This window comes from Streptomyces xingningensis (assembly GCF_054957865.1).
In genome coordinates, this window is record NZ_JBDJPF010000023.1 from 40,135 (window position 1) to 65,722 (window position 25,588).

24 protein-coding genes and 1 pseudogene are annotated in these 25,588 nt (G+C 70.9%); 11 read left to right on the plus strand and 14 right to left on the minus strand.

From position 1 onward, the window contains the following. Positions 1–28: 28 nt before the first annotated feature. On the minus strand, positions 29–2,095 hold the full coding sequence (locus tag ABCR83_RS14475; protein WP_462695380.1) for a SpoIIE family protein phosphatase: 2,067 nt from the start codon (positions 2,093–2,095) through the stop codon (positions 29–31). A gap of 122 nt (positions 2,096–2,217) precedes the next feature. On the opposite strand from ABCR83_RS14475, the gene ABCR83_RS14480 reads away from it, so the two are divergent. After that, positions 2,218–3,645, plus strand: a complete 1,428-nt coding sequence (locus ABCR83_RS14480) for a lipase maturation factor family protein (protein WP_462695381.1) — start codon at positions 2,218–2,220, stop codon at positions 3,643–3,645. Between the two features lie 42 nt (positions 3,646–3,687). On the opposite strand, the gene ABCR83_RS14485 is transcribed toward ABCR83_RS14480, so the two are convergent. The 4 genes from ABCR83_RS14485 to ABCR83_RS14500 all read right to left on the minus strand — a co-directional run bounded on the left by ABCR83_RS14485 (position 3,688) and on the right by ABCR83_RS14500 (position 8,984). Next, entirely contained in the window at positions 3,688–4,191 is a 504-nt protein-coding gene (locus ABCR83_RS14485) for a MarR family winged helix-turn-helix transcriptional regulator (RefSeq protein WP_462695382.1), read from the minus strand. Between the two features lie 89 nt (positions 4,192–4,280). Then, positions 4,281–5,159 (minus strand): non-homologous end-joining DNA ligase, encoded by an 879-nt coding sequence (gene ligD, locus ABCR83_RS14490; protein WP_462695383.1) that lies wholly within the window; start codon positions 5,157–5,159, stop codon positions 4,281–4,283. A 12-nt stretch (positions 5,160–5,171) separates the two neighbouring features. Beyond that, entirely contained in the window at positions 5,172–6,203 is a 1,032-nt protein-coding gene (gene ku / locus ABCR83_RS14495) for a non-homologous end joining protein Ku (RefSeq protein ID WP_462695384.1), read from the minus strand. Between the two features lie 90 nt (positions 6,204–6,293). Beyond that, the gene (locus ABCR83_RS14500; protein ID WP_462695385.1) at positions 6,294–8,984 is read right to left on the minus strand and encodes an ATP-binding protein; all 2,691 of its coding nucleotides are present in this window, start codon (positions 8,982–8,984) and stop codon (positions 6,294–6,296) included. 412 nt (positions 8,985–9,396) lie between these two features. Here ABCR83_RS14500 and ABCR83_RS14505 point away from each other — a divergent pair, with 412 nt between their 5' ends. The 5 genes from ABCR83_RS14505 to ABCR83_RS14525 are packed head-to-tail and all read left to right on the plus strand — an operon-like array spanning position 9,397 to position 13,677. Then, on the plus strand, positions 9,397–10,875 hold the full coding sequence (locus ABCR83_RS14505) for a sensor histidine kinase (protein WP_462695386.1): 1,479 nt from the start codon (positions 9,397–9,399) through the stop codon (positions 10,873–10,875). A gap of 4 nt (positions 10,876–10,879) precedes the next feature. Continuing rightward, complete coding sequence (locus ABCR83_RS14510; protein WP_462695387.1) at positions 10,880–11,287, plus strand: roadblock/LC7 domain-containing protein; 408 nt, start codon at positions 10,880–10,882, stop codon at positions 11,285–11,287. Next, the gene (locus ABCR83_RS14515) at positions 11,284–11,643 is read left to right on the plus strand and encodes a DUF742 domain-containing protein (RefSeq protein ID WP_462695388.1); all 360 of its coding nucleotides are present in this window, start codon (positions 11,284–11,286) and stop codon (positions 11,641–11,643) included. Before ABCR83_RS14510 ends, ABCR83_RS14515 begins: the two co-directional genes overlap by 4 nt. Next, positions 11,624–12,247 carry a GTP-binding protein gene (locus ABCR83_RS14520; protein WP_462695389.1) on the plus strand — a complete coding sequence of 208 codons (624 nt, stop codon included), beginning with the start codon at positions 11,624–11,626 and terminating at the stop codon, positions 12,245–12,247. Before ABCR83_RS14515 ends, ABCR83_RS14520 begins: the two co-directional genes overlap by 20 nt. Next, entirely contained in the window at positions 12,244–13,677 is a 1,434-nt protein-coding gene (locus ABCR83_RS14525) for a cytochrome P450 (protein ID WP_462695390.1), read from the plus strand. Before ABCR83_RS14520 ends, ABCR83_RS14525 begins: the two co-directional genes overlap by 4 nt. Here the strand turns inward: ABCR83_RS14525 and ABCR83_RS14530 are convergent. After that, positions 13,584–14,795, minus strand: a complete 1,212-nt coding sequence (locus ABCR83_RS14530) for a terpene synthase family protein (protein WP_462695391.1) — start codon at positions 14,793–14,795, stop codon at positions 13,584–13,586. The two genes, ABCR83_RS14525 and ABCR83_RS14530, sit on opposite strands and share 94 nt — an antisense overlap. Positions 14,796–14,797: 2 nt before the next feature. After that, positions 14,798–15,706, minus strand: coding sequence for an SAM-dependent methyltransferase (locus tag ABCR83_RS14535; RefSeq protein WP_462695392.1), 909 nt, complete (start codon positions 15,704–15,706; stop codon positions 14,798–14,800). A gap of 578 nt (positions 15,707–16,284) precedes the next feature. On the opposite strand from ABCR83_RS14535, the gene lnt reads away from it, so the two are divergent. After that, a complete protein-coding gene (lnt, locus tag ABCR83_RS14540) occupies positions 16,285–17,838 on the plus strand; it encodes an apolipoprotein N-acyltransferase (protein ID WP_462695393.1) in 1,554 nt (517 codons plus the stop codon). Here lnt and ABCR83_RS14545 read toward each other — a convergent pair. Beyond that, entirely contained in the window at positions 17,810–18,715 is a 906-nt protein-coding gene (locus tag ABCR83_RS14545; RefSeq protein WP_462695394.1) for a Gfo/Idh/MocA family protein, read from the minus strand. The genes lnt and ABCR83_RS14545 overlap by 29 nt on opposite strands. Positions 18,716–18,826: 111 nt before the next feature. Between ABCR83_RS14545 and ABCR83_RS14550 the strand changes: the two are divergent. Both ABCR83_RS14550 and ABCR83_RS14555 read left to right on the plus strand, forming a co-directional pair. Further along, a pseudogene (locus ABCR83_RS14550) lies at positions 18,827–19,012 on the plus strand (mycothiol transferase); the annotation flags it as partial. A gap of 103 nt (positions 19,013–19,115) precedes the next feature. Then, positions 19,116–19,676, plus strand: a complete 561-nt coding sequence (locus ABCR83_RS14555) for a hypothetical protein (RefSeq protein WP_462695395.1) — start codon at positions 19,116–19,118, stop codon at positions 19,674–19,676. 55 nt (positions 19,677–19,731) lie between these two features. On the opposite strand, the gene ABCR83_RS14560 is transcribed toward ABCR83_RS14555, so the two are convergent. The 5 genes from ABCR83_RS14560 to ABCR83_RS14580 all read right to left on the minus strand — a co-directional run bounded on the left by ABCR83_RS14560 (position 19,732) and on the right by ABCR83_RS14580 (position 23,394). Next, positions 19,732–20,418 carry a uracil-DNA glycosylase gene (locus tag ABCR83_RS14560; protein WP_462695396.1) on the minus strand — a complete coding sequence of 229 codons (687 nt, stop codon included), beginning with the start codon at positions 20,416–20,418 and terminating at the stop codon, positions 19,732–19,734. Between the two features lie 89 nt (positions 20,419–20,507). Continuing rightward, positions 20,508–21,269: an SDR family oxidoreductase gene (locus ABCR83_RS14565; RefSeq protein ID WP_462695397.1), complete on the minus strand. Its 762-nt coding sequence runs from the start codon at positions 21,267–21,269 to the stop codon at positions 20,508–20,510. A gap of 17 nt (positions 21,270–21,286) precedes the next feature. Beyond that, a complete protein-coding gene (gene fabG, locus ABCR83_RS14570) occupies positions 21,287–22,048 on the minus strand; it encodes a 3-oxoacyl-ACP reductase FabG (RefSeq protein ID WP_462695398.1) in 762 nt (253 codons plus the stop codon). A gap of 132 nt (positions 22,049–22,180) precedes the next feature. Continuing rightward, positions 22,181–22,570 carry a DUF3037 domain-containing protein gene (locus tag ABCR83_RS14575; protein WP_462695399.1) on the minus strand — a complete coding sequence of 130 codons (390 nt, stop codon included), beginning with the start codon at positions 22,568–22,570 and terminating at the stop codon, positions 22,181–22,183. After that, positions 22,570–23,394 carry a HipA family kinase gene (locus ABCR83_RS14580; RefSeq protein WP_462695400.1) on the minus strand — a complete coding sequence of 275 codons (825 nt, stop codon included), beginning with the start codon at positions 23,392–23,394 and terminating at the stop codon, positions 22,570–22,572. The genes ABCR83_RS14575 and ABCR83_RS14580 overlap by 1 nt, the downstream gene beginning before the upstream one ends. A 232-nt stretch (positions 23,395–23,626) precedes the next feature. Here ABCR83_RS14580 and ABCR83_RS14585 point away from each other — a divergent pair, with 232 nt between their 5' ends. Then, the gene (locus tag ABCR83_RS14585) at positions 23,627–24,103 is read left to right on the plus strand and encodes a Rieske (2Fe-2S) protein (protein ID WP_462695401.1); all 477 of its coding nucleotides are present in this window, start codon (positions 23,627–23,629) and stop codon (positions 24,101–24,103) included. Between the two features lie 74 nt (positions 24,104–24,177). After that, the gene (locus tag ABCR83_RS14590) at positions 24,178–24,645 is read left to right on the plus strand and encodes a pyridoxamine 5'-phosphate oxidase family protein (protein WP_462695402.1); all 468 of its coding nucleotides are present in this window, start codon (positions 24,178–24,180) and stop codon (positions 24,643–24,645) included. A gap of 7 nt (positions 24,646–24,652) precedes the next feature. On the opposite strand, the gene ABCR83_RS14595 is transcribed toward ABCR83_RS14590, so the two are convergent. Further along, on the minus strand, positions 24,653–25,558 hold the full coding sequence (locus ABCR83_RS14595) for a LysR family transcriptional regulator (protein ID WP_462695403.1): 906 nt from the start codon (positions 25,556–25,558) through the stop codon (positions 24,653–24,655). Positions 25,559–25,588: the final 30 nt, after the last annotated feature.

Here is a 25,588-nt window from a genome sequence, read left to right on the forward strand (position 1 = left end):
TCGGGGGGCCGGGGGGTGGTGGCCCGCGTTACTGCCGGTCCGTCAGCACGAATTCACACCAGACGGACTTGCCGGTGCCGCGTGGTTCCACGCCCCAGCCGTCGGCCAGCCGGTCCACCAGCAGCAGCCCCCGGCCCGACACTCCCGATGCGCCGGCCTCACGGCGGCGTGGGAGGGCGCTGGACTTGTCCTCGACCTCGACCCGGACCCGGCGTTCGGGGGCCGCGATCATGCGGACGGTCACCACGGCCGCGCCCTCCGTGTGAAGGAGGGCGTTGGTGGCCAACTCATCGGCCACCAGCTCGATTTCATCGATTCTCTCCCGCCCGCCCCAGGCCTGGACCGCCGTGCGGACCATGTGCCGGGCGGAGTGCAGGGCCTCCGGGTCGGCGGGGGCGATGTGCTGCTGGAGCCGGCCGCCGGTGCGGGCGGTGGCGCCGTGGCGGCGGAGCAGGAGGACCGCCATGTCGTCTTCGCCGACCCGCTCGTCGACCACGTCGCACAGGCGGTCGGCCAGCTCGTGGAGTTCATGGGGTCCCCGGCCGACGAGCGTGGCGATCAGCTGGATGCCCTCGTCGAGGTCCGATCCCGGCTGTTCGACCAGTCCGTCGGTGAACAGCAACAGGGTCTCGCCCTGGTCGAGTTCCACGGCCGTCACCGGGTAGTCGAGCCGGCCGAACTCGGCGGAGAGGCCCAGCGGCAGGCCGCCCGCGACGGGGAGGCGGCGGCAGGTGGCATCGGCGCCCCACAGCAGGGGGTCGATGTGGCCGGCCCGGACGAGCTGCACCACGCCGGTGGCCAGGTCGGCCTCGGCATAGGTGCAGGTGGCGAAGCGGTCGGTGTCCAGTTCATGGAGGAAGGAGGAGGCGCGGGCCATGACCGTGGCCGGGGCGTGGCCCTCGGCAGCGTAGGCCCGCAGGACGATCCGCAACTGCCCCATGACGGCGGCGGCATGGGTGTCATGGCCCTGTACGTCACCGATGACCGCCCCGACCCGGCCGCCGGGCAGCGGGATCACGTCGTACCAGTCGCCGCCGATGTCCCGGCCCATGCGGGCGGCGCGGTAGCGGACGGCGATCTGGGCGCCGGGGATGTCGGGGATGCGGCGCGGCAGCATGGCCTGCTGCAGGCCCTCGGCGAGGTCGTGCTCCTGGTCGAAGAGCATCGCGCGGGCGATGCTCTGCGCCAGGCTGCTGCTCAGCGCGATGAAGAGGTTGCGCTCCTGCCGGGTGAAGCCGCGCGCCTCCGTGTAGAGCAGGCCGAGGGCTCCGATGGGGCGGGCCTGGGCGATCAGCGGGAGGTAGGCGGCGGAGGAGATGCCGATGCCCTTGATGCGCTCCCACAGCCAGGGGTAGCCGGTGGCGAACTCCTCGCGGGACTCGATGAAGCGCGGGGCCATGGTGCGAATGACCTCGCTCATGGGGAAGTTGTCGTCGATCCGGGTATAGCGGGTGCCCGGGATGAAGTGCTCGGCGGGGCCCTCGGCGACCAGGTGGATCCGGCCGGCCTCGAGGAGGCCGAGGACAAGCAGGTCGGAGCCGAGGTGTTCGACGGACTTGGCATCCTTGAAGAAGTCGATGACGTCCTGGACCGTTCTGGCGTGGGCGAGGGCGGCGGTGATCGTCTCCACGACGCTGGTCTGATGCCGGCGCTCCTCGTCCGGCTCCCGCGGCCCGGCGTGGCCCAGCTCCTCGCTGGCGTCACGGACGATGCCGATGATGCGGCAGGGGCGGCCGTCCTCGTCCCGCCGGATCCGGCCCTGGGTGTATGTCCAGCGCAGGCCGCCGTCGCCGGTGCGGATCCGGTAGTAGGCGCCATAGCTCTCGCTGCCGTCCTTCAGCGCCCGGGACACCAGGGCGTCGAGCCTGGCCGCCTCGGCCCTGGGCACCCGGCCGGCGAGGTCGGCGAGACGGCCGTCGAACGCCTCCGGGGGCACCTGCAGGACCTCCAGGGCCGACGGATCCAGGTACAGCCGGTCACCGATGAGGTCCCAGTCGAAGCTCCCCATGCGATTGAGGGCGAGGCTCAGCTCCGGGCGGGCGGGCCAGTCGTCCGGCGGTGGTTCGACGGCAGGCGTCGCTCCCCGATCAACCATGCAGCCACTCTGCCACCTTTTGTCGCTTTCTTCGATTTGTCGCTTTCTTCGATGCGGCTGTGCGGTCCGGTCCGGCCCCGGTGGTACGGATACCCAGGGGCGAAACAGGAGGAGCGACGGCCATGGAGTGGTTCACCGCACACGGCTACTGGCTGAGCCGGCTGGTTCTCCAGCGGGCGCTCGCGGTCGTCTACCTGGTCGCCTTTCTGTCGGCGGCCCTGCAGTTCCGCGCGCTCATCGGCGAGCGGGGCATGCTGCCGGTCCCCCGCCTGGTGGCCCAGGTCCCGGCCCGCCGGGCACCCAGCCTCTTCCAGCTCCACTACACCGACCGTTTCTTCGCCGGCTGCGCCTGGGGCGGCGCACTGCTGTCCGCCGCGATCGTGGCGGGCGGGGCGGACCAGGTGCCGCTGTGGGCGGCGATGGCGATGTGGGCGGTGCTGTGGCTGCTGTATCTGTCGATCGTCAATGTGGGCCAGACCTGGTACGCCTTCGGCTGGGAGTCCCTGCTGCTGGAGGCGGGGTTCCTCGCCGTCTTCCTCGGCAATGCCCGCACCGGCCCGCCCGTGCTGGTGCTGTGGCTGATGCGCTGGCTGGTCTTCCGCGTCGAGTTCGGGGCGGGGCTGATCAAGTTGCGCGGGGACCGCTGCTGGCGCGATCTGACCTGTCTGTACTACCACCACGAGACCCAGCCCATGCCGGGCCCGCTGAGCTGGTTCTTCCACCGGCTGCCGAAGCCCCTGCACCGCGTCGAGGTCGCGGCCAACCACATCGCCCAGCTGGTGGTCCCGCTCGGCCTGGGCGCGCCGCAGCCGGTGGCGAGCGTCGCCGCGGGGCTGATCATCCTCACCCAGCTCTGGCTCGTCGCCTCCGGCAACTTCTCCTGGCTGAACTGGCTGACGATCGTCCTCGCCCTCTCCGCGGTGGACGGTGCGGCCGCGGCGGAGCTGTTCTCCCTGCCGCACCACGCACCGGCCGCCGCACCGCCCGTCTGGTACGAGGGCCTGGTCATCGCCGTCACCGTGCTGGTGGCCGTACTGAGCTGGTGGCCGGTGCGCAACCTGATCTCCGCACAGCAGCGGATGAATATGTCCTTCAATGCGTTTCACCTGGTCAACACCTATGGGGCGTTTGGCAGCATCAACCGCTCCCGGCATGAGGTCGTCATCGAGGGCACCGATGAGTCCAGGATCACCGCCCGGACGACATGGCAGGAGTACGACTTCAAGGGCAAGCCGGGCGATCCCCGCCGTCGGCCCCGCCAGTTCGCCCCCTACCACCTGCGGCTGGACTGGCTGATGTGGTTCGCCGGGATCTCCCCGGCCTATGCCCGCGACTGGTTCGGTCCCTTCGTCGAGCGGCTGCTCCGCAATGATCCCGCGACCCTGCGGCTGCTGCGGCACAACCCCTTCCCCGGCACTCCGCCCACTCATGTGCGCGCCCGGCTCTACCTCTACCGCTTCACCACCTGGCAGGAGCTGCGCAGCACCGGGGCCTGGTGGCACCGCACCCTGGAGCGCGAGTTCCTGCCGCCCACCGCCCTGCGCCGGTGAGCAGCGGGGAACCGGCGCATTCCGCACCGCGGCGCGAGCGGCTCAGTCCACGGTGTCGGTGTCGCCCAGCGACTCCAGGAGCTGCCGGAGGGTGTCGGCGAGGACGTCGTGCCGATCCCCGGTGAGCGCGGCGAGCAGCCGGTGTCCGGTGGCGAGATGATCGGGCAGCGCCCGGTCGACCAGCGCCCGCCCCTCCTCGGTGAGCCCCACCCGCACGCTTCGGCCGTCCGATCTGTTGGAGGCGCGTGCCACCAGGCCACGTCCCTCCATCCGGTCCAGGCGCTGGGTGATGGCCCCGGAGGTCACCATCGCCGACCGCTTCAGTTCGGTGGGGGTCAGGCTGTGTGGCGGCCCGCTGCGCCGCAGGGTCATCAGGACGTCGAACGAGGCGGCATCGAGCCCGTGCGCACGGTAGGTACGGCTGAGCTCGGCCTCGATCAGCCGCATGGCGCGCTTCAGGCGCCCGATCACTGCCATCGGTGAGACATCGAGGCCGGGACGCTCCTCGGCCCACTGCTTCAGCACCCGGTCCACATGATCCGCCATGCCCTCAGCCTAGCCAGCTGACTTAGCGGTGAGGTAGATACCCGGAGAGGTGGCTCAGCGGTGACCCACCGGACACCCCCCAGGCCACCTCACGGCACCCGTCCCCGGCATGCCTCGCCCAGCAACGGCACCAGCAAGTCCCCCCGTTCGGCGACGCGTTCGAGTACCTGCTCCGGGCCGAAGGCGAGGTCATCGGGGTCCCGGCAGTCGGCGACCTCGTCCCAGGTGACCGGTGCGGCCACCCCGGGACGATCGCGCAGGCGCACGGTGTAGGGGGCGGCGGTGGTCTTCGCGTCGGCGTTCTGGCTCCAGTCGATGAGCACCCTGCCGCGGCGTTCGAGGCGGGTCATCGAGACCACCACCAGGCCGGGGTGCTCGCCCATCATCCGGGCGGCCAGCTCCTTGGCATAGCCGCTGACCGCCTTGCCCGGCGCGGGGTCGATGGGTGCGTACAGATGCAGCCCCTTGGCACCCGAGACGACGGGGTATCCGGTGAGCCCGTCGTCGTCCAGCAGCCGGCGCAATCGCTGGGCGACACGACAGCAGACGACCAGGTCGGTGCCGGGCCCGGGATCCAGGTCGAGGACGAGGCGGTCGTGCCGGTCGCGGCCGGCGGCCGCCGTCCACTGCGGGACGTGCACCTCGTACGCGCCGAGGTTGGCCATCGCCACCAGCGCCGCCGTGGAGTCGATCACGACCTGCTCGGTGATGCCCGTCCGGTGCTCCACCGGTACCCGGGGCACCCAGGCGGGCGCGCCGGGAGGCGGATTCTTGGCGACCCAGCGCCGGCCCGCGGGCCCCTCGGGCGCGCGGACGAACGAGGCCGGGCGCCCGCCGATGTGCGGCAGCATCACCGGGGCGATACCGGCGTAATAGCGCAGCACCTGCGCCTTGGTGTGCCCCGAGGCGGGAAAGAGCACCCGCTCCAGATGGGACAGGGACAGCCGGTGGCCCTCGACCTCCACCACCTGGCCTCCCACTCAGGATGCCCGCTTCCGGCGCCGCGCGCTCACCGCCGAGAGCGCCGTGACCAGTTCTTCGCGGCTCATGGTGGACCGGCCGGGGATGTCCGCGTCGGCCGCCCGCCGATGGAGCTCGGTCTTGGTCAGGCCCTCGAGCTCCGCCGTCTGTCCGGAACGCCGCCTTTCGGCCGCCTTCTTGAGTTCTGTGGGCTTCTTGAGTTCGGTGGGCTTCGCGGGCGGCCCGGCCTCCGTCGCCTCCGCGCGTCCGCTGCCGGACTTGGCCTTGTCGATGCTGGCCTGCAGGGCCCCCATCAGATCGATGACATTCGTGGAGCGCGGCGGCGGCCTGCCCTTCTCCACCGTCGCCCCACTGCGCTTGGCCTGGACGAGCTCGAGCACCTTCTCCCGGTAGGTGTCGTGATAGGCCTCCGGCTCCCAGTCGACGCTCAGCGCCTCGACCAGTTGTACCGCCGTCCGCAGTTCGCGCTCGGCGACCTTTCCCCGTTCCGGCAGATTGCCGATCTCGGTGCGGGGATCCCGGATCTCATCGGCCCAGTGCAGGGTGTGCAGCGTCAGGATGTCGCCCTCGGGTTTCACCGCCACCAGATATTCACGGTTCCGCATGACGATGGTGGCGATTCCGGCCTTGCCGGACCGCCGCAACGCCTCGTGCAGCAGTGCATAGACCTTGGTGTATTCGGTGTTCTTCGGGCCGAGGTAGTAGGTCTTGTCGAAGAAGATCGGATCGACCGCGTCCAGACCGACAAAGCCGGTGATCTCCAGGGTCCTGGACCGGCCCGGGGCGATCTCGTCCAGCTCGCCGGGTTCCACCACGACATAGTCGTCCCCCAGGTCGTAACCCTTGACGATCTCGGCCAGGGGGACTTCCTCACCGGTGCGCTCGTTCACCCGCTTGTTGCGCACTCGGTCGGAGGTGCCGCGCTGGAGCTGGTTGAAGCGGATCGTGTGGCTCTCGGTGGCCGAGAACAGCTGGACGGGAATGGCGACCAGCCCGAATGACAGGGCCCCGCTCCAGACCGCATGCGCCATGGCGTCCCACACCTCCGGGTTTCCTCCATCGGACCCCGGTCGAACGGTGATCGCATCCCGGCGCGGGACATTCGGCGGACCAGAGGCGCCCTACTCCCCGCACCCCACGATCGTGGCTTCCGCCCGGGCGACCCCCGCGAGCCCATCGGCTCCGCACCGCTCGGCGATCTCCAGCCCCGCCCGCAGCCGGGCGGCCGCCTCCTCGGTGCGGCCGGCCTTGCGCAGCGCGGTGCCGTGGTCCACCAGGGCCGCGGCATACTCATAGCGGCACGGGGACCTGCGCAGATGCTCGACCGCCTGGCCCAGCTTGGTGAGCGCCTCGGCCGGTTCGGCGAGCGGCGCCACCCGGCGCAGGGCCTCGCCGATGGCGGAGTCGGTGCCGAACCGCACGGCGTACCGAACGGCCTGGGCGGCCAGCGCCTGGGCCCGCTCGGGCTCCTCGGGGGCGATGGCGGGGGCCAGATCCAGGGCCCAGGGTGCCCACAGCGTATTGTGCCGCCCGCGCTCGCCCAGCCGGTGGCCCGCGGCCTCGAGCTCGACCACGGCCTCCTTGGTGCGGCCGAGCGCGAGCAGCAGCCGACCCACCACACAGACTGCGTCGGGCATCACCATGGCCGGTGGATAGGGCGGACCGAAGGAGTACTTCTCCGCCACGATCTGGGCCTCTTCCAGGTGGCCGCGGGCCAGCAGGGTCTCGACGAGCAGACAGGTGCCGTCCCACTGGATGGGCACTCCGGGACCCAGCCGGTCGGCCAGCCGCAGCCCCTCGCGCAGGAACTTCTCGGCCAGCACCAGGTCACCGCGCCTGCGATGGACCAAGCCGAGGTAATCATGGGCGAAGGCGAGATGGCCGCCGCGCCAGCCGGAGATCTCGAACTCCCGCACCGCCTCCTCGAAGAGCGATTCCGCGCAGTCGAGCCGGTCGGCATAGGCGTAGGTGATGCCGACGATACTGGGGAGTTCAAAGCCCCACTCGGTATTGGTCCAGCCCAGGCCTTCGGAGAACCGGCCGTCCTCGAGCACCCGGTCCGCAAACTCGACCACCTGCAAGGCGTTTTCACCGCGGATCATGCCGTCGAAGGCGCGAAGGGCGAGCAGGGCCCGCTCGGCGTTGTCCCGGCCCTCCAAGTGGTCGGCGAGTTCCGCGATCTGACGGGACCGCTCCTGGGAGCCCTCCTCCTCGAGCTGGATCCCCTTCCATAGGAAGTGCGCCGCCTGGAGCCGCATCCGGCCCGGCCCGTTCGGCGTGCGGACGGCGTGCTCGGCCACCACCTTGGCCGCTTCCCCGAGTTGGTTGTTGTGTGCGTAGGCCTGGGAGAGCCGGTAGGTGGCGTCGACACGCAACTCCCTGGGAAGCCCGGGCAGCTCAAGGGCGGACCGCAGGTGGTTGATGGTGGTCGGCGGCGAGGTGAGCAGCGCCGAACAGCCCAGCTCGAAGAGGACTTCCGCCCGCTCCTCCTCCGGCGGCGGTTCGGCGAGCGCCCGCTCGAGACAGCGCTGAGCGGCCTCCGGCGCGCCGACGGCCAGGTGTTCGCGGGCCGCGGCGCGCATGTGCCGCACGAGATCCGGGTCGCCGTCGGGGTGGACCTCCAGCAGGTGCCGCGACGCAACGGCGACGCCCTGGCCGGCGTTGGCGACCGCCCAGGCCGCCAGCCCGTGCATCGCGGTGCGGGTCGCGGCCGGAATCGCCTGGTAGACGGCGGTGGCGATCAGCGGGTGGACGAACTCCAGGACCGAGGCGCCGGTGAGGATGCGGGCCTCCCGCAACCGGTCCGCGCAGACGAGGCCCTCCGCCGGGGTCATTCCGGCGAGCATGGCGGCCAGCCGTGGGGTGATCTCGCTGCCGAGCACGGACGCGCCCCAGGCGAACCGGGTGGCGGGATTGCCCAGCCGCTCCAGCCGGGCGACCAGACCACTGCCGCGCGCGGCGGCGCCGAGCTCGCGCAGCAGCGCGGCGGACTCCTCCAGCGGCTCCAGCCGCCGGTCCCGGGCCTTGGCGATCAACTCGACGGCCTCATAGGGGTTTCCGCCGGTGACGGCCCAGACCTCCCGGCAGAAGGGATCGTCGGCCCGCCGGGCCAGGGTCGTCCGCACCAGCTCGGCCACCGCGCCCGGGGTCAGCGGGCGCAGGGTCACCGGCCGGTTGCCGCGGCCCGCGACCAGCTCCCGGAACCCCGGTGAGTGGTCCGGGAGTTCGTCCGGACGGTAGGCGACCGCCAGCAGGATCGGCAGGTCCGCCAGCCGCCCGGCGAACGACGAGAGCCAGGCGAGCGAGGCCGCGTCGCCCCACTGGGCGTCGTCGACGATCAGGACCAGCGGCTCCTGTGCCATCGCGAACCGGGTGACCAGCCAGTCGAGTCCGTCCCGCACGCCCTGGGGGTCGGCCTGCGACCCCACCGGCGGTGTGATGCCCAGGGCCGGCCCGGCGATGTCGTACCAGGCACCGAGCATGTGCCGCCGCTGCTCCTCCTCCAGGGGAGCGAGCGCGGGCTGCAGCAACTGCCGTACCACATGGAACGGTACGGCCTCGGACTGCTCGGTGCCCCGCGCGGACAGCACCGTACAGCCGCCTCGCTCGGCGACCAGCCGGCGCAGCTCGCCGAGCAACGCCGTTTTGCCGACGCCCGCTTCGCCGTTGTAGAGCAGCAACCCGCCCAGGCCGGGCTCTTCGTCGGCTCCTCGGCCGCACAAGGCGTCCACCGCCTGTGCCGCTGCGACGATCTCCTGCTCACGCTCGAACAGGGCGGAGTGCGGGCGGTGTTCGTGCTGTTGCCCCGTCATGGCAGTGTCTCCCGGAGTCTCCCGGATGAGTGTGGTGGAGCGAGCCTAGCCCCGGGTGCGGCCGCCGGGGCAGGGTTCGCCGGACAGACCACTCGTGAGCATGACCCGTAGATCATTCCGAACGCGCATCCATAACACTCAAAAATTCTTTCGAGAATCAGGTCTCGGGGGCATTGTGACGCCTTTCGAATTCGCTTGTCAGCGCTTTCCGCGAATATGACAACATCACGCCGGAACAGCGCGCGACAGGCTACGCTCCATCTCGCGCAGCGGGTCGTGGCGACTGCGGCATGCTGTCGCCACCGCCGTGCCGACGCGACCGGAGAACTCCACGCCGTCGTTCTTCCCTTGCCTGCCGACGGCACCCATTCCCATGTCGCCCCCGACTATTTTCCGAACCCCGAGGACCTCGATGGCTGGTACCGGATCGTCACCCCGAGTCAGGCGGCCCACCTCCACTCTCATATGGCTGGTCCCTCCTGTTGTGCTGGCCGTCTGCACCGCAACCGCGGCCTTCCTCGCACCCGTCCAGGTCCGCACCCCGACGGCCTGGTGCGGGACGGTGGCGACCGTGGCGGTGGCCATCACCTCGTCGGAGGCGGTCCGGCGCGGACGGGTGATCAGCGGACTCCGGCGGCGGTGCACCGATCAGGAGGCCGCGCTCCGCAGGCGGATCGCCCAACAAGAGGCAGAGACCCAGCGGTTGGCCGGAGTGCTGCTGCCCACCGCGGTGCGGATGCTCCAGCAGGGCGCCTCCGCCGACGAGGTGCTGCGCGAGGTCGCACCGGCCCCCTCCCCCGACGTGCTCTTCGCCGCCGAGCACCGGTCCGTCCTGCGCTCGGTGGTCGAAGCGGTGCAGGCCGAGGAGGGGCTGCGCGACTCCGCGCACCGCGCGTTCGTCAACATCGCCCGGCGGGTCCAGGCGATCGTCCACCAACAGGCCACCGACCTCCGGGAGATGGAGGACCGGCACGGCAACCACCCCGACTTCTTCGGCGACCTGCTCCACCTGGACCACGGCACGGCGCTGATCGGCCGGCTCGCCGACAGCATCGCCGTGCTGGGCGGCTCCCGGCCCGGACGCCAGTGGAAGAACCCGGTGCCCCTCTACAACGTGCTGCGCGGCGCCATGTCCCGGATCATGGACTACCGCCGGGTGGACCTGCATTCGGTCGCGGACGTCGCCGTCACCGGCCCCGGGGTCGAGCCGGTGATCCACGCGGCGGCGGAGCTGCTGGACAACGCGACCCGGTACTCACCGCCGGAGACGCGGGTGCATCTGACCGCGGTGGAGATCCAGTCGGGGGTGGCCATCGAGATCGAGGACGCCGGCGTCGGCCTGACCGAGGAGACCCGCCGCCGCACCGAGGCGATGCTCGAACTGGCCGACCGCGGCCTCGACCTCAACGACCTGGGCGAAACCCCGCGGCTCGGCCTGGCCGTGGTCAGCCGGCTCGCCAGGACCTACCAGTTCCGGGTCTCCCTGCGGCCCTCGGTGTACGGCGGTGTGCGCGCGGTCCTGATCATCCCGCCGCACCTCATCACGGCGAGCGCCACTCCGGGCGGCGAGATCGCCCGGGCCGCCACCCTGCCCCCGCCCAAGGTCAGGAAGAAGCCCGGCCGACCGCTTCCGGAGCCCCCACCACTCGAGACCCCGGCCGCGGGGTCGCACACCCCCGGCGGCCTTCCGCAGCGCCGTCGGCGCGCGCTGGGCATGGCCGCGCGGGCCGCCGCGGTGGCCCCGGCGGACAGCCCGCGCCGGCAACCCCCGGCATCCGAGCCCACCCAACCGGGAATGTGGCTGGCAGCCTTCACCAGCGCCCTCAAGGGCGAGACGCCGACTGCCGACCGCGGGCCGACCAGTGATGAATCGTCAGACGAGAAAGAGTAGCCAAGTGACGCAGCAGCGGTTCAACATGGACTGGATGCTCAAGGATCTGGCATCCAGCGTTCCTCAGACCCGCCACGTGATCGTGCTGTCCTCGGACGGCCTGCGCATGGCTCAGCACGGCACGGACGCGGACGCCGCCGACCGCCTGGCCGCCGCCTGTGCGGGACTGCAGAGCCTGTCCACGGCGGTGGCTGCCGAATTCCCGCAGGGCGACGGGCAGATGCGCCTGGTGGTGATCGAAGTCGACGGCGGCTTCTTCTATCTGATGGCGGCCGGCGCGGGAGCGTATCTGGCGGTACTGGCCGACGACGACGTGGACGCCGGGCTGATGGGCCAGCGGATGCGCGACCTCGTGGCCCGCATCGGCGAGCACCTCACCAGTCCGCCGCGGGTCAGCGGGCCGGTGGCATGAGCAAACCCGAAAGGGCATGGGATCCCGGCAATCCGGACCGGTTGTACATCGTCACCAACGGCTGCGGCGATGCCGACAAGCCGACCAGACTCGACCTGGTGACGTTGATCGTCGCCCGGTCCGAGACGGACCCCGGCTTGCAGCCGGAGCACAGCACCATCGTGCGCATGTGCGACTATCCGCTCTCCGTGGCCGAGATATCCGCCTATCTCACGCTGCCCGTCAGCACAGTGACCGTCCTGCTCACCGACCTGCTCACGCGTGGTCATGTGGAAGCCAGGCCCCCGGTCCCGATTGCTGCGCTCCCTGACGTAAGCCTCCTGGAGGCGGTGATGCATGGACTACAAAACCTCTGACTCACACGCTGGCCCCAGGAGGGAGGACACCCTTCCGGCCACCGCGGCGGCCGCCGTCAAGGTGGTGATCGTCGGCGGCTTCGGTGTGGGCAAGACGACCCTGGTCGGCACGGTGAGCGAGATCAGACCGCTGACCACCGAGGAGACCATGACCCAGGCGGGAGTCGGCGTGGACGACCTCGTCGGGGTCGAGCACAAGATCGAAACCACCGTGGCCATGGACTTCGGCCGCATCAGCATCAACGAGCAGCTGGTGCTGTATCTGTTCGGCACCCCCGGCCAGGAGCGCTTCTGGTTCCTGTGGGACGGCCTCTTCGAGGGGGCGCTGGGCGCGGTGGTCCTGCTCGACACCCGCCGTCTGGAGGTGAGTTACGAGGTCGTCGGCATCCTGGAGGAGCGCGGGGTGCCCTTCGTCGTCGCCGTCAACTCCTTCCCCGGAGCCCCCGTCCACCCGGTCGCCGAGCTACGGGCGGCCATGGACCTGCCCGACTCCGTACCCATCTTCGCGTGCGACGCCCGCGACCGGGCCTCCTGCCGGGACGCCCTGATGACCCTCATGCGCTACCTGTACGACCTCGCACACAAGACCCCGGAGCCACAGTGACCCCACCCGACGAGCACTCCCGCGCCGACTCCGCGCTGGCCGCTCCCCCGCAGTGCCCCGCCCACGCCTATGGCACCGGCGGTGTCGCCCGGCTGTACGGGCCCGTCGCGGAGGCCGACCCCATGGGACTGTACGAGCAACTGCGCGAGCGGCACGGCGCGGTGGCGCCCGTGCTGCTGCACGGCGACCTGCCCGCCTGGCTGGTCCTCGGCTACCGGGAGAACCTCGACGTCACCCGCACCCCCTCACGGTTCTCCCGTGATTCGCGGATCTGGCACGCCGCGCGCGAGGGCAAGCTCACCATGGAGCATCCGCTGGCCCCCATCACCGCCTGGCAGCCCATCTGCGCGTTCGCGGACGGCCAGGTGCACGAGCGGTGGCGCGACGCCATCAACGACGCCCTGGGGCGCTTCGACCGCCGTGGTGTCCGCCGTCACATCACACGCTTCGCCAACCAGCTGGTCGACGACTTCTGCGCCTCCGGAAGCACCGACCTGGTGCATGCCTTCGCCGAGCCGCTCCCCATGCTGGTGATGACCCAGCTGCTGGGCATGCCGGAGGAGTACGGCCCCCAGCTGGTCCAGGCCGCCCGCGACATGATCAAGGGCACCGAGACCGCGGTCGCCAGCAATGAATACGTACAGGAAGTGCTGCGCAAGACGGTCGCCCGCAAACACGCCGACCCGGGCCCGGACTTCACCAGCTGGCTGCTGGAGCATCCGGCCGAGCTCTCCGACGACGAGGTGCAGCAGCATCTGCGCCTGGTGCTCATCGCGGCGTTCGAAACCACCGCGAACCTCATCGCGAACACCCTGCGCATGGTGCTGACCGACCCCCGTTGCCGCGCCAATCTGGCCGGCGGCCACATGACCCTGCCGGACGCCGTCGAGCAGACGCTCTGGGACGAGCCGCCGTTCACCACCATCCTCGGGCGCTGGGCGACCCAGGACACCGAGCTCGCCGGGCAGCAGATCAAGGCCGGGGACGCCCTGGTGCTCGGGCTCGCGGCGGCCAATGTGGACTCGGCGATCCGGCCCGACCCGACCGCCCCCGTCCATGGCAACCGCTCCCACCTCGCCTTCAGCGGGGGCGCACATGAGTGCCCCGGCCAGGACATCGGCCGCGCCATCGCGGACACCGGCATCGACGCGCTGATGAACCGGCTGCCCGACGTCCGGATGGCGGTCACCGAGTCCGAGCTGAACTGGGTCTCGTCCCTGATGTCCCGCCATCTCGTCGAACTGCCGGTGGAGTTCACCGCCCAGGCACCGCTGCCGCCCGCACCCCCCGCGCTGCCCGAAGCACCGATGCCGGTGGCACAGGTCCCCGGCGAGCCTCAGCCCCCCACGGCGGTTCCCGCGCCGCCGCCGTCGGCCCGCCCGCGGACCACCTGGTGGAGGTCGCTGACCCGCTGGCTGGGCAGGCGCTGAGCGGGCAGGGCGTCGAGCTGATCCCACCACCAGGCCGCGGCCGGTATGGGCAGCGGACGGGTGTCGGGGTCGCTGGGCGTGTCCCGCCAGGTGATGCCGTAAGTCGCCCCTGGCACCGGGAGCTTGTGCCGGTTCCGGGGGCTGGCGTAGCGGGGGGCAGCGTTCATCCACCGGATGCAGCCGGCGATGTAGTGCCCCAGGGACTCCAGATAGCGGCGCAGATCCGCACCGGCATCCCGGGCCACCTGGTCGCGCAGGGTCAGGAAGAGCGTCATGGCCCGGTCCCGTACGGCCAGGGCGTGGCTGAGCGCCTGCCCCGGGGAGCTGCCCTGGTGATGGGCGAGCACATTGACGATGTTCTGGTCGGTGGTTTCCTGGTCGTCCTCCTTGGCATAGGAGAACAGGTCGTTGTCGCAGCTCACGATGAACCCGGCGGCCTCGGTGAGGGCTTGGACGGGAGCGGAGTACAACTCGCTGTCCGGTACCTCGATGCCGCTCGCCACCTCGCTCCACGACAGTGAGAAGCGGGTGCCGTTGATGGAGGGCCGCAGGGCGACATAGTCCGACAGGGTGGGCATGACCCCGCGCTCGACATTGCTGACCTGCCAGGCCGCGCCGAACAGCCAGTCACGCATCCCCTCGGCCACCCGGCGCAGCTGAACCGGCGTGGCCAGGGCCCGGGTCCGGGCCGCGAGGTCCTCCAGCGCGGCATCGAAGGGAGTGCTGCCGAGCATGGCCGATCCCGGCGCCTCGAGACAGCGGGAGATCCGGGCGTTGAGGTCGACGATGCGCGCGGTCTGGACGTCGGCGGCCCCGGTGTCGTGCACGATGTCGTCGAGGGCGAACGCCCAGTGGTTCCACTCGATGAACAGCAGCAGGGGTTCATCGTGTCCATGGGGAATCATCCGGCAGCTGAAGTCGGTGCTGTGGGTCGCGATGCTCCAGGCCCGTTCGGTGGCGTTGCCGAAGATGCCGGTCCGGTCCAGCCAGTCGATGGCACGCTGCTCCAGCTGTCGGACGCGCGGGTGGACCGCGGCCTCGATCGGGCAGTAGAAGGGCGGCAGCCGCCGGCCCAGCGCCGAGGGACGGGGTGCGGTCTCGGTGACCGGTGCGGCCATGGTCACCTGCCTTCCAGCCGGAAGAGCAACAGCCGTGTCTCGATGGCATGATCCCGCCACACCCGGAACAACTTCCCATGGGTGAGCGCGGATTCCAGCAGCCGGTCACGGGCGATCGGGGACACCGCGTCGGTGCGCTCCATCCGGTCCAGTTCCGCCGTGGACCAGGCCATGGACTGGACCCAGAACTCCGCCACGCGGTCGGTGATGTCCTCGTCCTGCTCCAGTTCGAAGCCGGCCGAGCGGGCGGCCGCGATGTACTCCGCGAACGTTCCCAGGCGGGTCTTGTAGTACCCGTCGATAAACGCCGTCCACTCGGGGCGGCACAGGAAGTGCTCCTGGATGCCGAACCAGCCACCGGGCTTGAGCGCCTTGGCGACCACGGTGAACAGCCGCTCGCGATCCATGTATCCGGAGCTCTCGATCGCCACCGCGGCGTCGTAGGTGCGTTCCTCGCACAGGTCGTGGATGTCCCCGAGGACCGGGGTGACCTGATCCTCCACCCCCGCCTGCCGGACCAGGTCGGCCATCACGGGGACGTGTTTCGCGGTGACCGTGATGGCGGTGACCGTGCAACCGTATTCCTGGGCCCAGTAGATGGACCCGCCGCCCAGGCCGCAGCCGATGTCGAAGAGCTGGGCGGGCGGGTTCTCGGGCACCCCCCAGCTGTGGGCGGCGCAGTCGAGTGCCGCCTCCTGTGATGCCCGGAGCCGGTCTCTGATGACCCGTTGGGAGACCGTGGTGTTCGGGGTGGCGCCCGCCTCGAACATCCCCACATGGAAGTGGATTCGGGGCCCGGGGCCGTACTTGTGCAGGATGTCCGCGGTCTTCCGGGAGTAGTACGAGGGCACCGGGGGCTCATCACACACCGCATCCGAAGCAGTGGTCACCTCTGCAACAAGGTTGTCCATGGGATCCCTCCGAGACATCGGCTGTCGGTGGACAGATGGACGGGGAAGTCGGGTTCGGAAGGCCACCTCATCGGCCCCCGGCGGCAACTGGATTGCTGTTTGATCACACGTGCGAGTCACGCCGCCCCCCGGCAACAGACGACCAGCATTACTGTCCAGTTTTGCCCGGTACCTGCCCACGGCCTACCGCCGATAACCCACGTTACGTACCGCCGTGCGCCTTTCTGGCGTGCATCGTCGGGATCATTTCACTTCACTTTAGACCAAATTGAGGCGTTATTGCATTACGTAGCGACCGGAAAGGCTGAAAATTGCACGCCGTTGTCGGGGTTTTGGACTCCCCACCGACCGATATCCGGACCCGCCGCATATGGCTGGATCCCGCTCGCGCGTATGGTGTGCTGGCGATCGAAGGGGGCGCTACCACTTCTGTGCATGCGCCCTTTCACGGCGTCCTCCCATTGCCCCGGATCCCAGCGTGTCGCTGCCGTCGCACTCTGTGCTCGATCCGACACCTGCCGCACACTGGTGTCCGCCCGAAGCGGGGCGGGAGCGGGTCCGGAACGAGGGAGCGGCGCATGGTGGAGGAATCGCGGCCGGGGCGGCGGGGGTTGTTCTCCGCCGCTGCACGGAGGCGGGTCATCGCGGCGCCTGTCCTGGGTGCGCTGCCCGCGCTGGCCTTTCCCGAGCCGTCGCTGTGGTGGCTGGCCCCGGTGGCCCTGGTGCCCTGGCTGCTGCTGGTGCGCTCGGCCGCCGCCAACCGCCGTGCGGCACTGGAGGGCTGGCTGGGCGGCGCCGGGTTCCTGCTCGCGGTGCACCACTGGCTGCTACCGAGCCTGCATGTCTTCATCCTGGTACTGGCCGCGCTGCTGGGGCTGTTGTGGGCTCCCTGGGGCCTCCTGGTACGACGGCTGCTGGGCGGTTCCCCGGGGCCCGGCCGGGTCGCGGCGGCGCTGGTCCTGGTGCCGTCGGGCTGGCTGACGGTGGAACTCGTCCGCTCCTGGGAGTATCTGGGCGGCCCCTGGGGGCTGTTGGGCGCGAGCCAGTGGCAGGTCCCGCCCGCGCTGCGGCTCGCCTCGGTCGGAGGCATCTGGCTGGTGAGCTTTCTGCTGGTCGCCGTCAACACCGCGCTGGCCGTGCTGATTTCGGTGCCTCGGGGGCGGAGCACCGCGCTCTCCGCCCTGCTCGTCTGTGCGGCGGTGGTGGCCGGGGTGTGGCTTTGGGCGCCACTGCCGCGGTCCGCGGGCACGGCGCGGATCGCGCTCGTCCAGCCCGGAGTGCTCGGCGGGAGCGACAGTGTACGGCGGCGCTTCGACCGTGAGGAGGCGCTCACCCGTGAACTGGCCGGGCGGCGGGTGAACTTGGTGGTGTGGGGCGAGAGCGGCGTCGGCTCGGATCTGGGACAGCGGCCCGACCTGCGCGCGCGGCTGGCCGCGCTGTCCCGTACGGTCGGTGCGGATCTGCTGGTCAATGTCGACGCCCGGCGCCCGGACCAGCGGGGGATCTTCAAGAGTTCGGTGCTGGTCGGACCGGACGGGCCGACCGGGGACCGCTACGACAAGATGCGGCTGGTGCCGTTCGGCGAATACGTACCGGCGCGTTCGGTGCTGGGCTGGGCCACCTCGGTGGGCAAGGCGGCGGGCGAGGACCGCAAGCGCGGGACCCGGCAGGTGGTGATGCGGTTGCCCGCCGGGAGCGGTGCGGGTCTGCGCGTCGGTCCGCTGGTGTGCTTTGAATCGGCCTTTCCCGATATGAGCAGGCAACTCGCCCGGATGGGCGCCCAGGTGCTGGTCGCCCAGTCCTCGACCGCCACCTTCCAGCACAGTTGGGCACCCGGCCAGCATGCCTCGCTGGCGGCGCTGCGGGCCGCCGAGACCTGGCGGCCGATGGTGCACGCCACCCTGACCGGCGTGAGCACGGTGGCCGACCCGCGGGGCCGGATGGTCGGCAGCCGGCTGGGCACCGGCCGCAGCGCGTCCGCCGTCTATGAGGTACCGCTGGCCCGGGGAACCAGTCCCTATGTACGGACCGGCGACTGGGCCGTCTACGGCTCCCTGGCCGCGCTCGCCGGGTGGGGTGTCGCCGAGTCCACCCGACGGTTCGTCAAGAGGCCTGCCGCTCCACCTCGTTGACGATCCACTCGCACAGTTCATGGGTGCGCAGGGCGTCTTCGGCGTCCAGTGTCCGGCCTTCCCCGACCGCAGTGAGGAAGGCCCGGACGGACTGCTCGATGCCGCGCTGCCGGGCCACCGGCACCCAGTCGCCGCGCCGGCGGACGGTCGGCTGACCCTTGTGGTCCACCACATCGGCCAGGTTGAGGACCTGCCGCTTGGAGTCCTGGCCCGAGACCTCCAGGATCTCCTCGGTGGAGCCGCTCATCCGGTTCATGATGCCCACGGCGGTGAATCCGTCGCCGGAGAGCTGCAGCACCACATGGTGGGCGAGCCCCTCCCGGGCCCTGGCCCGCACATCCCGGTGGCCGATGGGGCCCGGCGCCAGGAACCGCAGCGTGTCGACGACATGGATGAAGTCGTCGAACACCAGGGACCGCGGAGTCTCGGCGAGGCCGACCCGGTTCTTCTGCATCAGGATCAGGTCGCGCGGATGATCCTGGCACTGCAGATAGCCGGGGGCATGGCGGCGGTTGAAGCCGACGGTCAGCGAGACCCGCCGCCGCCGGGCCAGTTGGACCAGCCGCTCGCTCTCGGCGAGGTCACGGGCCAGGGGCTTGTCCACATAGACGGGTACTCCCGCCTCCAGCAGGCGGGTGACGATCTCGGGGTGCGCGGCGGTCGGCGCATGGACGAACGCCGCGTCGACACCGGCCGAGAGCAGCGAGTCGAGGTCGGTGTGACGGTGTGCCTCCGGCACCCGGTGGGCCTCCGCGACCCGGTGCAGAGTGGCCGGGGTGCGGGTCTGAAGATGCGGCTCAAGACCCGGCAGGGACATGAGGACGGGCAGATACGCCTTCTGCGCGATGTCCCCGAGCCCAATGCAACCGATCTTCACTGATCCTCCTCGGATGTGTCGCTTGGGGGCAGCATACGTGTGGGCGTACGACGGACTCCCGGCCGGTCCCGGGCCGCAAAAGGGATGGCGCGCCTCCCGGGCGATGACGAGGAGATCGCCGCGGCCCGGGAGGCGGCGGCCGGGAGGCCGCTGGACCACATAGGCCTCGGCCGGCCGCGGAACGGCGCCTCCTACGATCTGCGCTATATCTACGTCCACATGATCGAGGAGTATGCGCGGCACAACGGTCACGCCGATCTGCTGCGCGAACGGATCGACGGCGCGACCGGAGAGTGAACCGGGTGGTGGACGGCGCGCAGCAGTGGCGGGGATTCCACGTCACCCCTGCGGGGAGTTCCCAACGCGCGTTCGCTGCCGCATGGTTGGGCGGGTGCACCGTATGCCCGCAGTGGCGGCCCTGGTGGTGGTGACCATGACGTCCGCCGTCGGCTGTGTCGCCCTCTCCTCGCACGCTCCCCCGCCCGCCGGTCCCGCCGCCTCCCGGGTGACCGGACCGCGCATCGGTCAGCGTCCCGCGCGCGAGTCCCTGACCGGTACCGGGCGGGAGCCCGCACCGGAAGCGAACTCCGCGTCCCCCGGGGCGCGGACCGGGCAGCCGGAGCCGTCCCGGAGCCCGGCCGCGGGGGATCCGGCCCCGGCCGAGCCCCCCGCCCCGGTGGGTCACCCGGCCGCACCGGTGCCGGACCGCACCGAGCCGGTCAGGGAACCGGACCACCAGGCGCCGCCCGCGCCCGGGCCGGTCCACGAGGCGCCACCACCCCAGGCGCCCGCGCCTCCCCCACCGGCCCAGCACGCCGATCCCCGGCCTGCCCCCGAACCCCGGCGCCCGGCTCCCGCACCGCCGGCGCGTACGGGCGTGTGCGGGCTCGGCGAGACCTATGGCCGCTGGCAGCAGGGCAGCGATGCGTCACGGATCTGCCGCCAGGTGTACGGGCGTTGAGCCCTCACCCACCGCATAGCGGGCCGCAAGCCCGGCCACCAGCTGGGCTGAGCCGTCAGACGGCCAGGTCCGGGATCCGCCAGTCGATCGGCTGGTGCCCCTGCGCCGAGACCGCCTCATTGATCTGGGTGAAGGGGCGGCTGCCGAAGAACTTCTTTGCGGACAGCGGCGAGGGGTGGGCGCCCTTGACGACGGTATGCCGCCCCTCGTCGATCAACGGCAGTTTCTTTTGGGCATAGTTGCCCCACAGGACGAAGACGGCCGGGTCGGGGCGGGCGGCCACGGCACGGATGACGGAGTCCGTGAACTTCTCCCAGCCCTTGCCCTTGTGGGAGTTGGGCTCGCCGCCCCGGACGGTGAGCACCGCGTTGAGCAGCAGGACGCCCTGCCGGGCCCAGGGCATGAGGAAGCCGTTGTCCGGCACCTCATAGCCGAGCTCCTCGCGCATCTCCTTGTAGATGTTGCGCAGCGAGGGCGGGGTCCTGACCCCGGGCCGGACCGAGAAGCACAGGCCGTGCCCCTGCCCGGCGCCGTGGTAGGGGTCCTGGCCCAGGATGAGGACCTTCACCCGCTCATAAGGGGTGGCCTCCAGGGCGGCGAACACCTCCCCGCGCGGCGGATACACCGGCGCTTTGGCCCGCTCCTCCTCCACAAAGGCGGTGAGCTCCTTGAAGTAGGGCTTCTCGAGCTCTTCGCCGAGGACACCGAGCCAGGACTCGGGCAGCACGTCGGTGACGGTCACGTCAGCAACCTCCAGGGGTTCGTTCCGATCTCGGGAGAGAACCTACCGGCGCCCACTGACAACGCTTGCCGCGCGGTCCTCGTCCGGGCTCAGAACGCGGCGTTCAGAAAGAGCCCCCCGTCGACGACGAGCGTCTGCCCGGTGATCCAGCCCGCGGCATCGGACAGCAGGAACGCGGCCGCTCCCCCGATGTCCTCGGGCTCACCCAGCCGTCCCAGCGGATAGGACGCCATGGCCTCGGCCTCCCGCCCCTCGTAGAGGGCGGCCGCGAACCTGGTCCTCACCACGGCGGGGGCGATCGCGTTGACCCTGACCCCCGGTGCCAGCTCCTGGGCGAGCTGCAGGGTGAGATTGACCATGGCGGCCTTGCTCATGCCATAGGCGCCGACCAGGGGGGAGGCCGCGAGGCCGGTGATGGAGGCGATATTGACGATCGCCCCGCCGTTCTCCTTCTGCCAGGCCCGCCACACCTGCTGGGCGAAGCCGAGCGCCGAGACGACATTGGTCTCAAAGACCTTGCGGACGACGCCGAGGTCGACCTCGGCGATCGGGCCGAACACCGGATTCGTTCCGGCGTTGTTGACCAGGTAGTCGATGCGGCCGAAGGCCTCCATGGCCCGCTCGACGGCGACCGCCTGGTGGGCCTCGTCATGGGCCTTGCCCGGCACACCCATCGCCCGGTCGGTGCCGAGCTTGTCGACCGCCTGCTCAAGGGCCTCCGCATTGCGGCCGGTGATGACCACCCGGTCGCCCCGGGCGACCAGCGCCTCGGCGATCCCCCGGCCGATCCCCCGGCTGGCGCCCGTGACCAGGGCGACGCGTCCGGTCGGCTCCCACTCCTGTGCTGCCATCTGTCCGTGTTCCTCCGTCAGTTGAGCGGGCCACCGGCCACATACAGGACCTGGCCGGATACAAAACCGGCCTGCTCACCGGTGAAGAAGGCGATGGCGTTGGCGATGTCCCCGGGCTGCCCGACCCGCTGCACCGGGATCTGGCTCGCGGCCGCGGCCTGGAAGTCCTCGAAGCCCATGCCGACCCGGGCGGCGGTGGCGGCCGTCATATCGGTGGCGATAAAGCCCGGCGCCACGGAGTTGGCGGTGATGCCGAACTTGCCGAGCTCCTTGGCGAGCGTCTTGGTGAAGCCCTGCATCCCGGCCTTGGCGGCGGCGTAGTTGGCCTGGCCCCGGTTGCCGAGGGCCGAGCTGCTGGAGAGGTTGACGATGCGGCCGAAGCCGGCGTCCACCATGTGCTTCTGACAGGCCCGCGACATCAGGAACGCGCCGCGCAGATGCACGTTCATGACGGTGTCCCAGTCACTGTCGCTCATCTTGAACAGCAGGTTGTCGCGGAGCACACCCGCGTTGTTGACCAGGATCAACGGCGCGCCCAGCCCGGCGGCGACGCGGGCGACGGCGGTGTCCACCTGGGCGGAGTCGGAGACGTCACAGCCGACCGCCAGCGCCTTGCCGCCCGCCGCCGTGATCTTCTCCACGGTGTCCGCGCAGGCCGCCTCGTCGAGGTCGAGAACGGCCACGGCGCGCCCCTCCTCGGCCAGGCGCACGGCCGTCGCGGCGCCGATGCCGCGGGCCGCGCCCGTGACCAGGGCTACGCGCTGCTCGGTGGTGGACATGCAGGTTCTCCTCACCTCGAAGGTGGCTCACCGCCCGGGAAACCGCAGGTGAGCAACCGCTCAGTAGCTTGGCCGATCAGACGCTAGAAGCCGCGCCATCCGCTGTCAACGCCCATGGCACGGGCACCGACCTCATCTGACCAGCAGATCGAGCAGGCGCTCCGGTTCGCCCTGCGGGTCGGCGGTCAGGCCGGTGTGCACCGGTCCGGGCTGTACGACCGTGCTGCGCGGTGCGATCAGCCAGCGGAACCGCCGTCCGGCGTCGTCGCAGGCCGCCTGCCCGGCCCGGTCCCCGCCGGCGCACACGCCCTCGACCGCGTGCAGCGCGGCCCGTACGCCCGCCACGTCCGCCGTCGGGTCGAGCGCCAGCAGGCGGGCCTCGTCGAGGTGGACCCGGGCCGCGACAAAGGATCGCGCCTGGCAGTAGACGACCACCCCGGCGTTGATCTGCTCGCCGCGCTCGACGCGCGGGACGACGCGCAGCAGCGCGTATTCAAAGACTTCGCGTCCGTTGTGCGTCATCACTTCTCGGTCTTCCTGTTCAGCCTGACCCGCACCCAGTCCGGCGCCTGTGAGGGCTTTTCCCCGCTGCGTTCGCCGACCGTGATCCGTTCGCCGATGGTGGTGGCCCGCCCGAGCAGCACCCCGACATAGGCCCGGCGCAGGGCGTCGGGAGCGTCGAAGCCGGGCTCACCGGCCAGCCATTCGTCCGGTACGTCGGCCACGACCTCGGTCAGCAGCTCCTCGGTGACCTGCGGGGCCAGGTCGGCCGCGGCGGCGGCGAGGTCCGGGTCGAAGGTGGCCAGGACATGGTCGGAGGCGTCGTATCCGCGGGCGGCCGCGGCCTGTGCGGTCGGCCAGTTGTGGTGCCAGATCATGGTCGCGCCGTGGTCGATGAGCCAGAGCGCGCCATGCCAGACCAGCAGATTGGGGTTGCGCCAGGAGCGGTCGACATTGCCGACGAGGGCGTCGAACCACACCACGCGCCCGGCCTCGGCCGCATCGGTCTCGAAGGCGAGCGGGTCGAAGCCGAGAGCGCCGGGCAGGAAGTCCATGCCGAGGTTGAGTCCCCCGCTGGCCTTCAGCAGCCCCTGTACCTCCGGGTCCGGCTCGCCCCGGCCGATGACGGGGTCCAGCTGGATGCGCACCAGGTCCGGGACGCGCAGGCCGAGCCGTCGGGCCAGCTGCCCGCAGATGACCTCGGCGACCAGGGTCTTGCGGCCCTGTCCGGCTCCGGTGAACTTCATGACATAGGTGCCGAGATCGTCGGCCTCGACGATGCCGGGGAGCGAACCACCCTCACGCAAGGGCGTGACATACCGGGTGGCGATGACTTCGGGGAGCATCGCCCCAGGTTACTGCGGGGATGACGGTGTTTCGGGCGCGTGGCGCTCAGCGGTGCGGACCGCGGACTCGCGAAAATGGCCGCGCACGGAGTTGAACGCCGGGCCGGGCCGTCGCGTATGGCCTTCCGTCTTCGGCAGGACCGGCAGCAAGTACATCCGAGGAGTGGGCATGACCCTTTCATCATCTTCATCTTCATCACCGTCTTCGTCTTCGTCGCCACGGGCGGCCCGGGTGGGTGCGACCCGCCGTACCGCCGTCGTCACGGCGGGAGCCGCCGGCCTGGCCGCCGCGCTCTCCGCGTGCGGCGGGTCGGGTGGCGGCGAGAAGAGCACGCACCCCGAGAGCACCGCGTCGCAGCAGAGCACCGCGCCACAGCAGCCGACGGCCACCGGCCGGGCACCGAAGAGCCAGGCACCGGCCCAGGGGGCACTGGCCCGGACGTCGGACATCCCGGAGGGCGGCGGGAAGGTCTTCGCCAGTCGGAAGGTGGTGGTGACCCAGCCGACGAAGGGCGAGTTCAAGGCGTTCTCGGCAGTGTGCACCCACCAGGGATGCCTGGTCGGGACCGTGTCGGGCGGGACCATCAACTGCCCCTGTCACGGCAGCAAGTTCGACATCAAGGACGGCAGTGTGCGGCATGGACCGGCCGCCCGGCCGCTGTCACAGGAGAAGATCTCGGTGAGCGGCGACTCCGTCACGCTGGGCTGAGCAGCCGGCGGCCGGCCTTGCGGCGGGGAGGACCCGGGTCCACCATTTCTGACATTCAGTCAGGAGGCCCGGGGATGGCGGGAACACAACGGAACGGCCGTCGGATCATGATGACGGAGGAGGAACTGGGCACCTTCCTCACCGGGCAGCGCATCTGCCGGGTGGCGACGGTGGACCGGGACGGCCGTCCGCACATCGGGCCACTGTGGTTTGTGTGGGACGGAGACGCGTTGTGGCTGTACTCCCTCGTGCGCAGCAGGCGTTGGGCCCAGCTGCGGCATGATGCCCGCGTCGCGGTGGTGGTGGACGACGGGCGGGAGTACGGGGAGCTGCGCGGCGCCGAGCTCGCCGGGCCGGTCACCGTCGTCGGCGAGGTGCCGCGCACCGGCGGGCAATGCCCGGAACTCGGTGCTCCTGAACGGCTGTTCGCCGCCAAGTACTTCGGGGCGCGGGCCATGCCGCACGACGGGCGCCACGCATGGCTGCGGCTGTCCCCGGAGACGGTGGTCTCCTGGGACTTCCGCAAGCGGCCGCCCCGGTAGTGCGGCGCTATCCGGCGACGGCCGCCCCGGCCTTGAGCAGTGCCCCGACCGCCGCTCTGATCGAGGGCCTGCGGTCCGCGTCGGTCCGCCAGATCGCATGGACATGGCGGCACATCGTGTGCCGTACGGGCATGATGCGGACCCCGTCCGGGAGCGGGCCCCGGCCGAGGCGGGGCGCGATCACGACGCCGAGCCCGGCGGCGACCAGGGTGAGCTGGGTGTGATGCTCGTCGGCCATGTGTGAGATGCGGGGTTCGATGCCCTTGCTGCGCAGGGTGAACAGCAGCCAGTCGTGGCAGAACTCTCCCCGGGGCCAGGAGACCCAATCCTCGTCGGCGAAGTCCTCCAGCGTGACCTCCTCGCGGCCCGCGAGCGGGTGCCCGGCGGGCACCGCGACATCGGCGGGGTCGTCGAGGAGCAGGACCTTGTGCAGCCCGTCCGGCAGCGGCAGCGGCTTGTTGTTCCAGTCGAGGACGACGGCGATGTCGATGTCACCGCGCTCCACCTTCCGTACTCCCTCGTCGGGGTCCATCTCCTCCATCCTGGCGCGCAGTTGGGGGTGGGCTTCGCGCAGCTCGGCCAGCGCGGCGGGAAGCATGCCGCGGGCGGCCGTGGGGAAGGCACCGAGCAGGACGTCTCCGACGGCCCGGCCACGCTGGGCCTCGAGGTCGGCCTGGGCCAGCTCCACCTGGGAGAGGATGCGCGCGGCATGCTCGGCGAGCAGCCGCCCGGCATCGGTCAGCCGTACCCCTCGGCCGTGCTTCGTCAACAGCCGCTGGCCGGTCTCCCGCTCCAGCTTGGCCAGCTGCTGCGACACCGCGGAGGTCGTCACATGCAGTCCATCGGCCGCGGCACTGACGGAACCATGGCGGGCGACGGCACTGAGGGTCCGAAGACGGTCCAGGTTCAACATGTAAGCGATGCTACGCGATAATGCCCAAAT

What these genes read in the sequence shown, in the direction of transcription:
- ABCR83_RS14530 (WP_462695391.1), bottom strand. Translation starts at nt 14,795, where the DNA reads ATGGCCGCACCGGTCACCGAGACCGCACCCCGTCCCTCGGCGCTGGGC.
- ABCR83_RS14515 (WP_462695388.1), top strand. Translation starts at nt 11,284, where the DNA reads ATGAGCAAACCCGAAAGGGCATGGGATCCCGGCAATCCGGACCGGTTG.
- ku (WP_462695384.1), bottom strand. Translation starts at nt 6,203, where the DNA reads ATGGCGCATGCGGTCTGGAGCGGGGCCCTGTCATTCGGGCTGGTCGCC.
- fabG (WP_462695398.1), bottom strand. Translation starts at nt 22,048, where the DNA reads ATGTCCACCACCGAGCAGCGCGTAGCCCTGGTCACGGGCGCGGCCCGC.
- ABCR83_RS14565 (WP_462695397.1), bottom strand. Translation starts at nt 21,269, where the DNA reads ATGGCAGCACAGGAGTGGGAGCCGACCGGACGCGTCGCCCTGGTCACG.
- lnt (WP_462695393.1), top strand. Translation starts at nt 16,285, where the DNA reads ATGGTGGAGGAATCGCGGCCGGGGCGGCGGGGGTTGTTCTCCGCCGCT.
- ABCR83_RS14475 (WP_462695380.1), bottom strand. Translation starts at nt 2,095, where the DNA reads ATGGTTGATCGGGGAGCGACGCCTGCCGTCGAACCACCGCCGGACGAC.
- ABCR83_RS14595 (WP_462695403.1), bottom strand. Translation starts at nt 25,558, where the DNA reads ATGTTGAACCTGGACCGTCTTCGGACCCTCAGTGCCGTCGCCCGCCAT.
- ABCR83_RS14500 (WP_462695385.1), bottom strand. Translation starts at nt 8,984, where the DNA reads ATGACGGGGCAACAGCACGAACACCGCCCGCACTCCGCCCTGTTCGAG.
- ABCR83_RS14580 (WP_462695400.1), bottom strand. Translation starts at nt 23,394, where the DNA reads ATGCTCCCCGAAGTCATCGCCACCCGGTATGTCACGCCCTTGCGTGAG.
- ABCR83_RS14575 (WP_462695399.1), bottom strand. Translation starts at nt 22,570, where the DNA reads ATGACGCACAACGGACGCGAAGTCTTTGAATACGCGCTGCTGCGCGTC.
- ABCR83_RS14555 (WP_462695395.1), top strand. Translation starts at nt 19,116, where the DNA reads ATGCCCGCAGTGGCGGCCCTGGTGGTGGTGACCATGACGTCCGCCGTC.
- ABCR83_RS14590 (WP_462695402.1), top strand. Translation starts at nt 24,178, where the DNA reads ATGGCGGGAACACAACGGAACGGCCGTCGGATCATGATGACGGAGGAG.
- ABCR83_RS14535 (WP_462695392.1), bottom strand. Translation starts at nt 15,706, where the DNA reads ATGGACAACCTTGTTGCAGAGGTGACCACTGCTTCGGATGCGGTGTGT.
- ABCR83_RS14505 (WP_462695386.1), top strand. Translation starts at nt 9,397, where the DNA reads ATGGCTGGTACCGGATCGTCACCCCGAGTCAGGCGGCCCACCTCCACT.
- ABCR83_RS14480 (WP_462695381.1), top strand. Translation starts at nt 2,218, where the DNA reads ATGGAGTGGTTCACCGCACACGGCTACTGGCTGAGCCGGCTGGTTCTC.
- ABCR83_RS14520 (WP_462695389.1), top strand. Translation starts at nt 11,624, where the DNA reads ATGGACTACAAAACCTCTGACTCACACGCTGGCCCCAGGAGGGAGGAC.
- ABCR83_RS14485 (WP_462695382.1), bottom strand. Translation starts at nt 4,191, where the DNA reads ATGGCGGATCATGTGGACCGGGTGCTGAAGCAGTGGGCCGAGGAGCGT.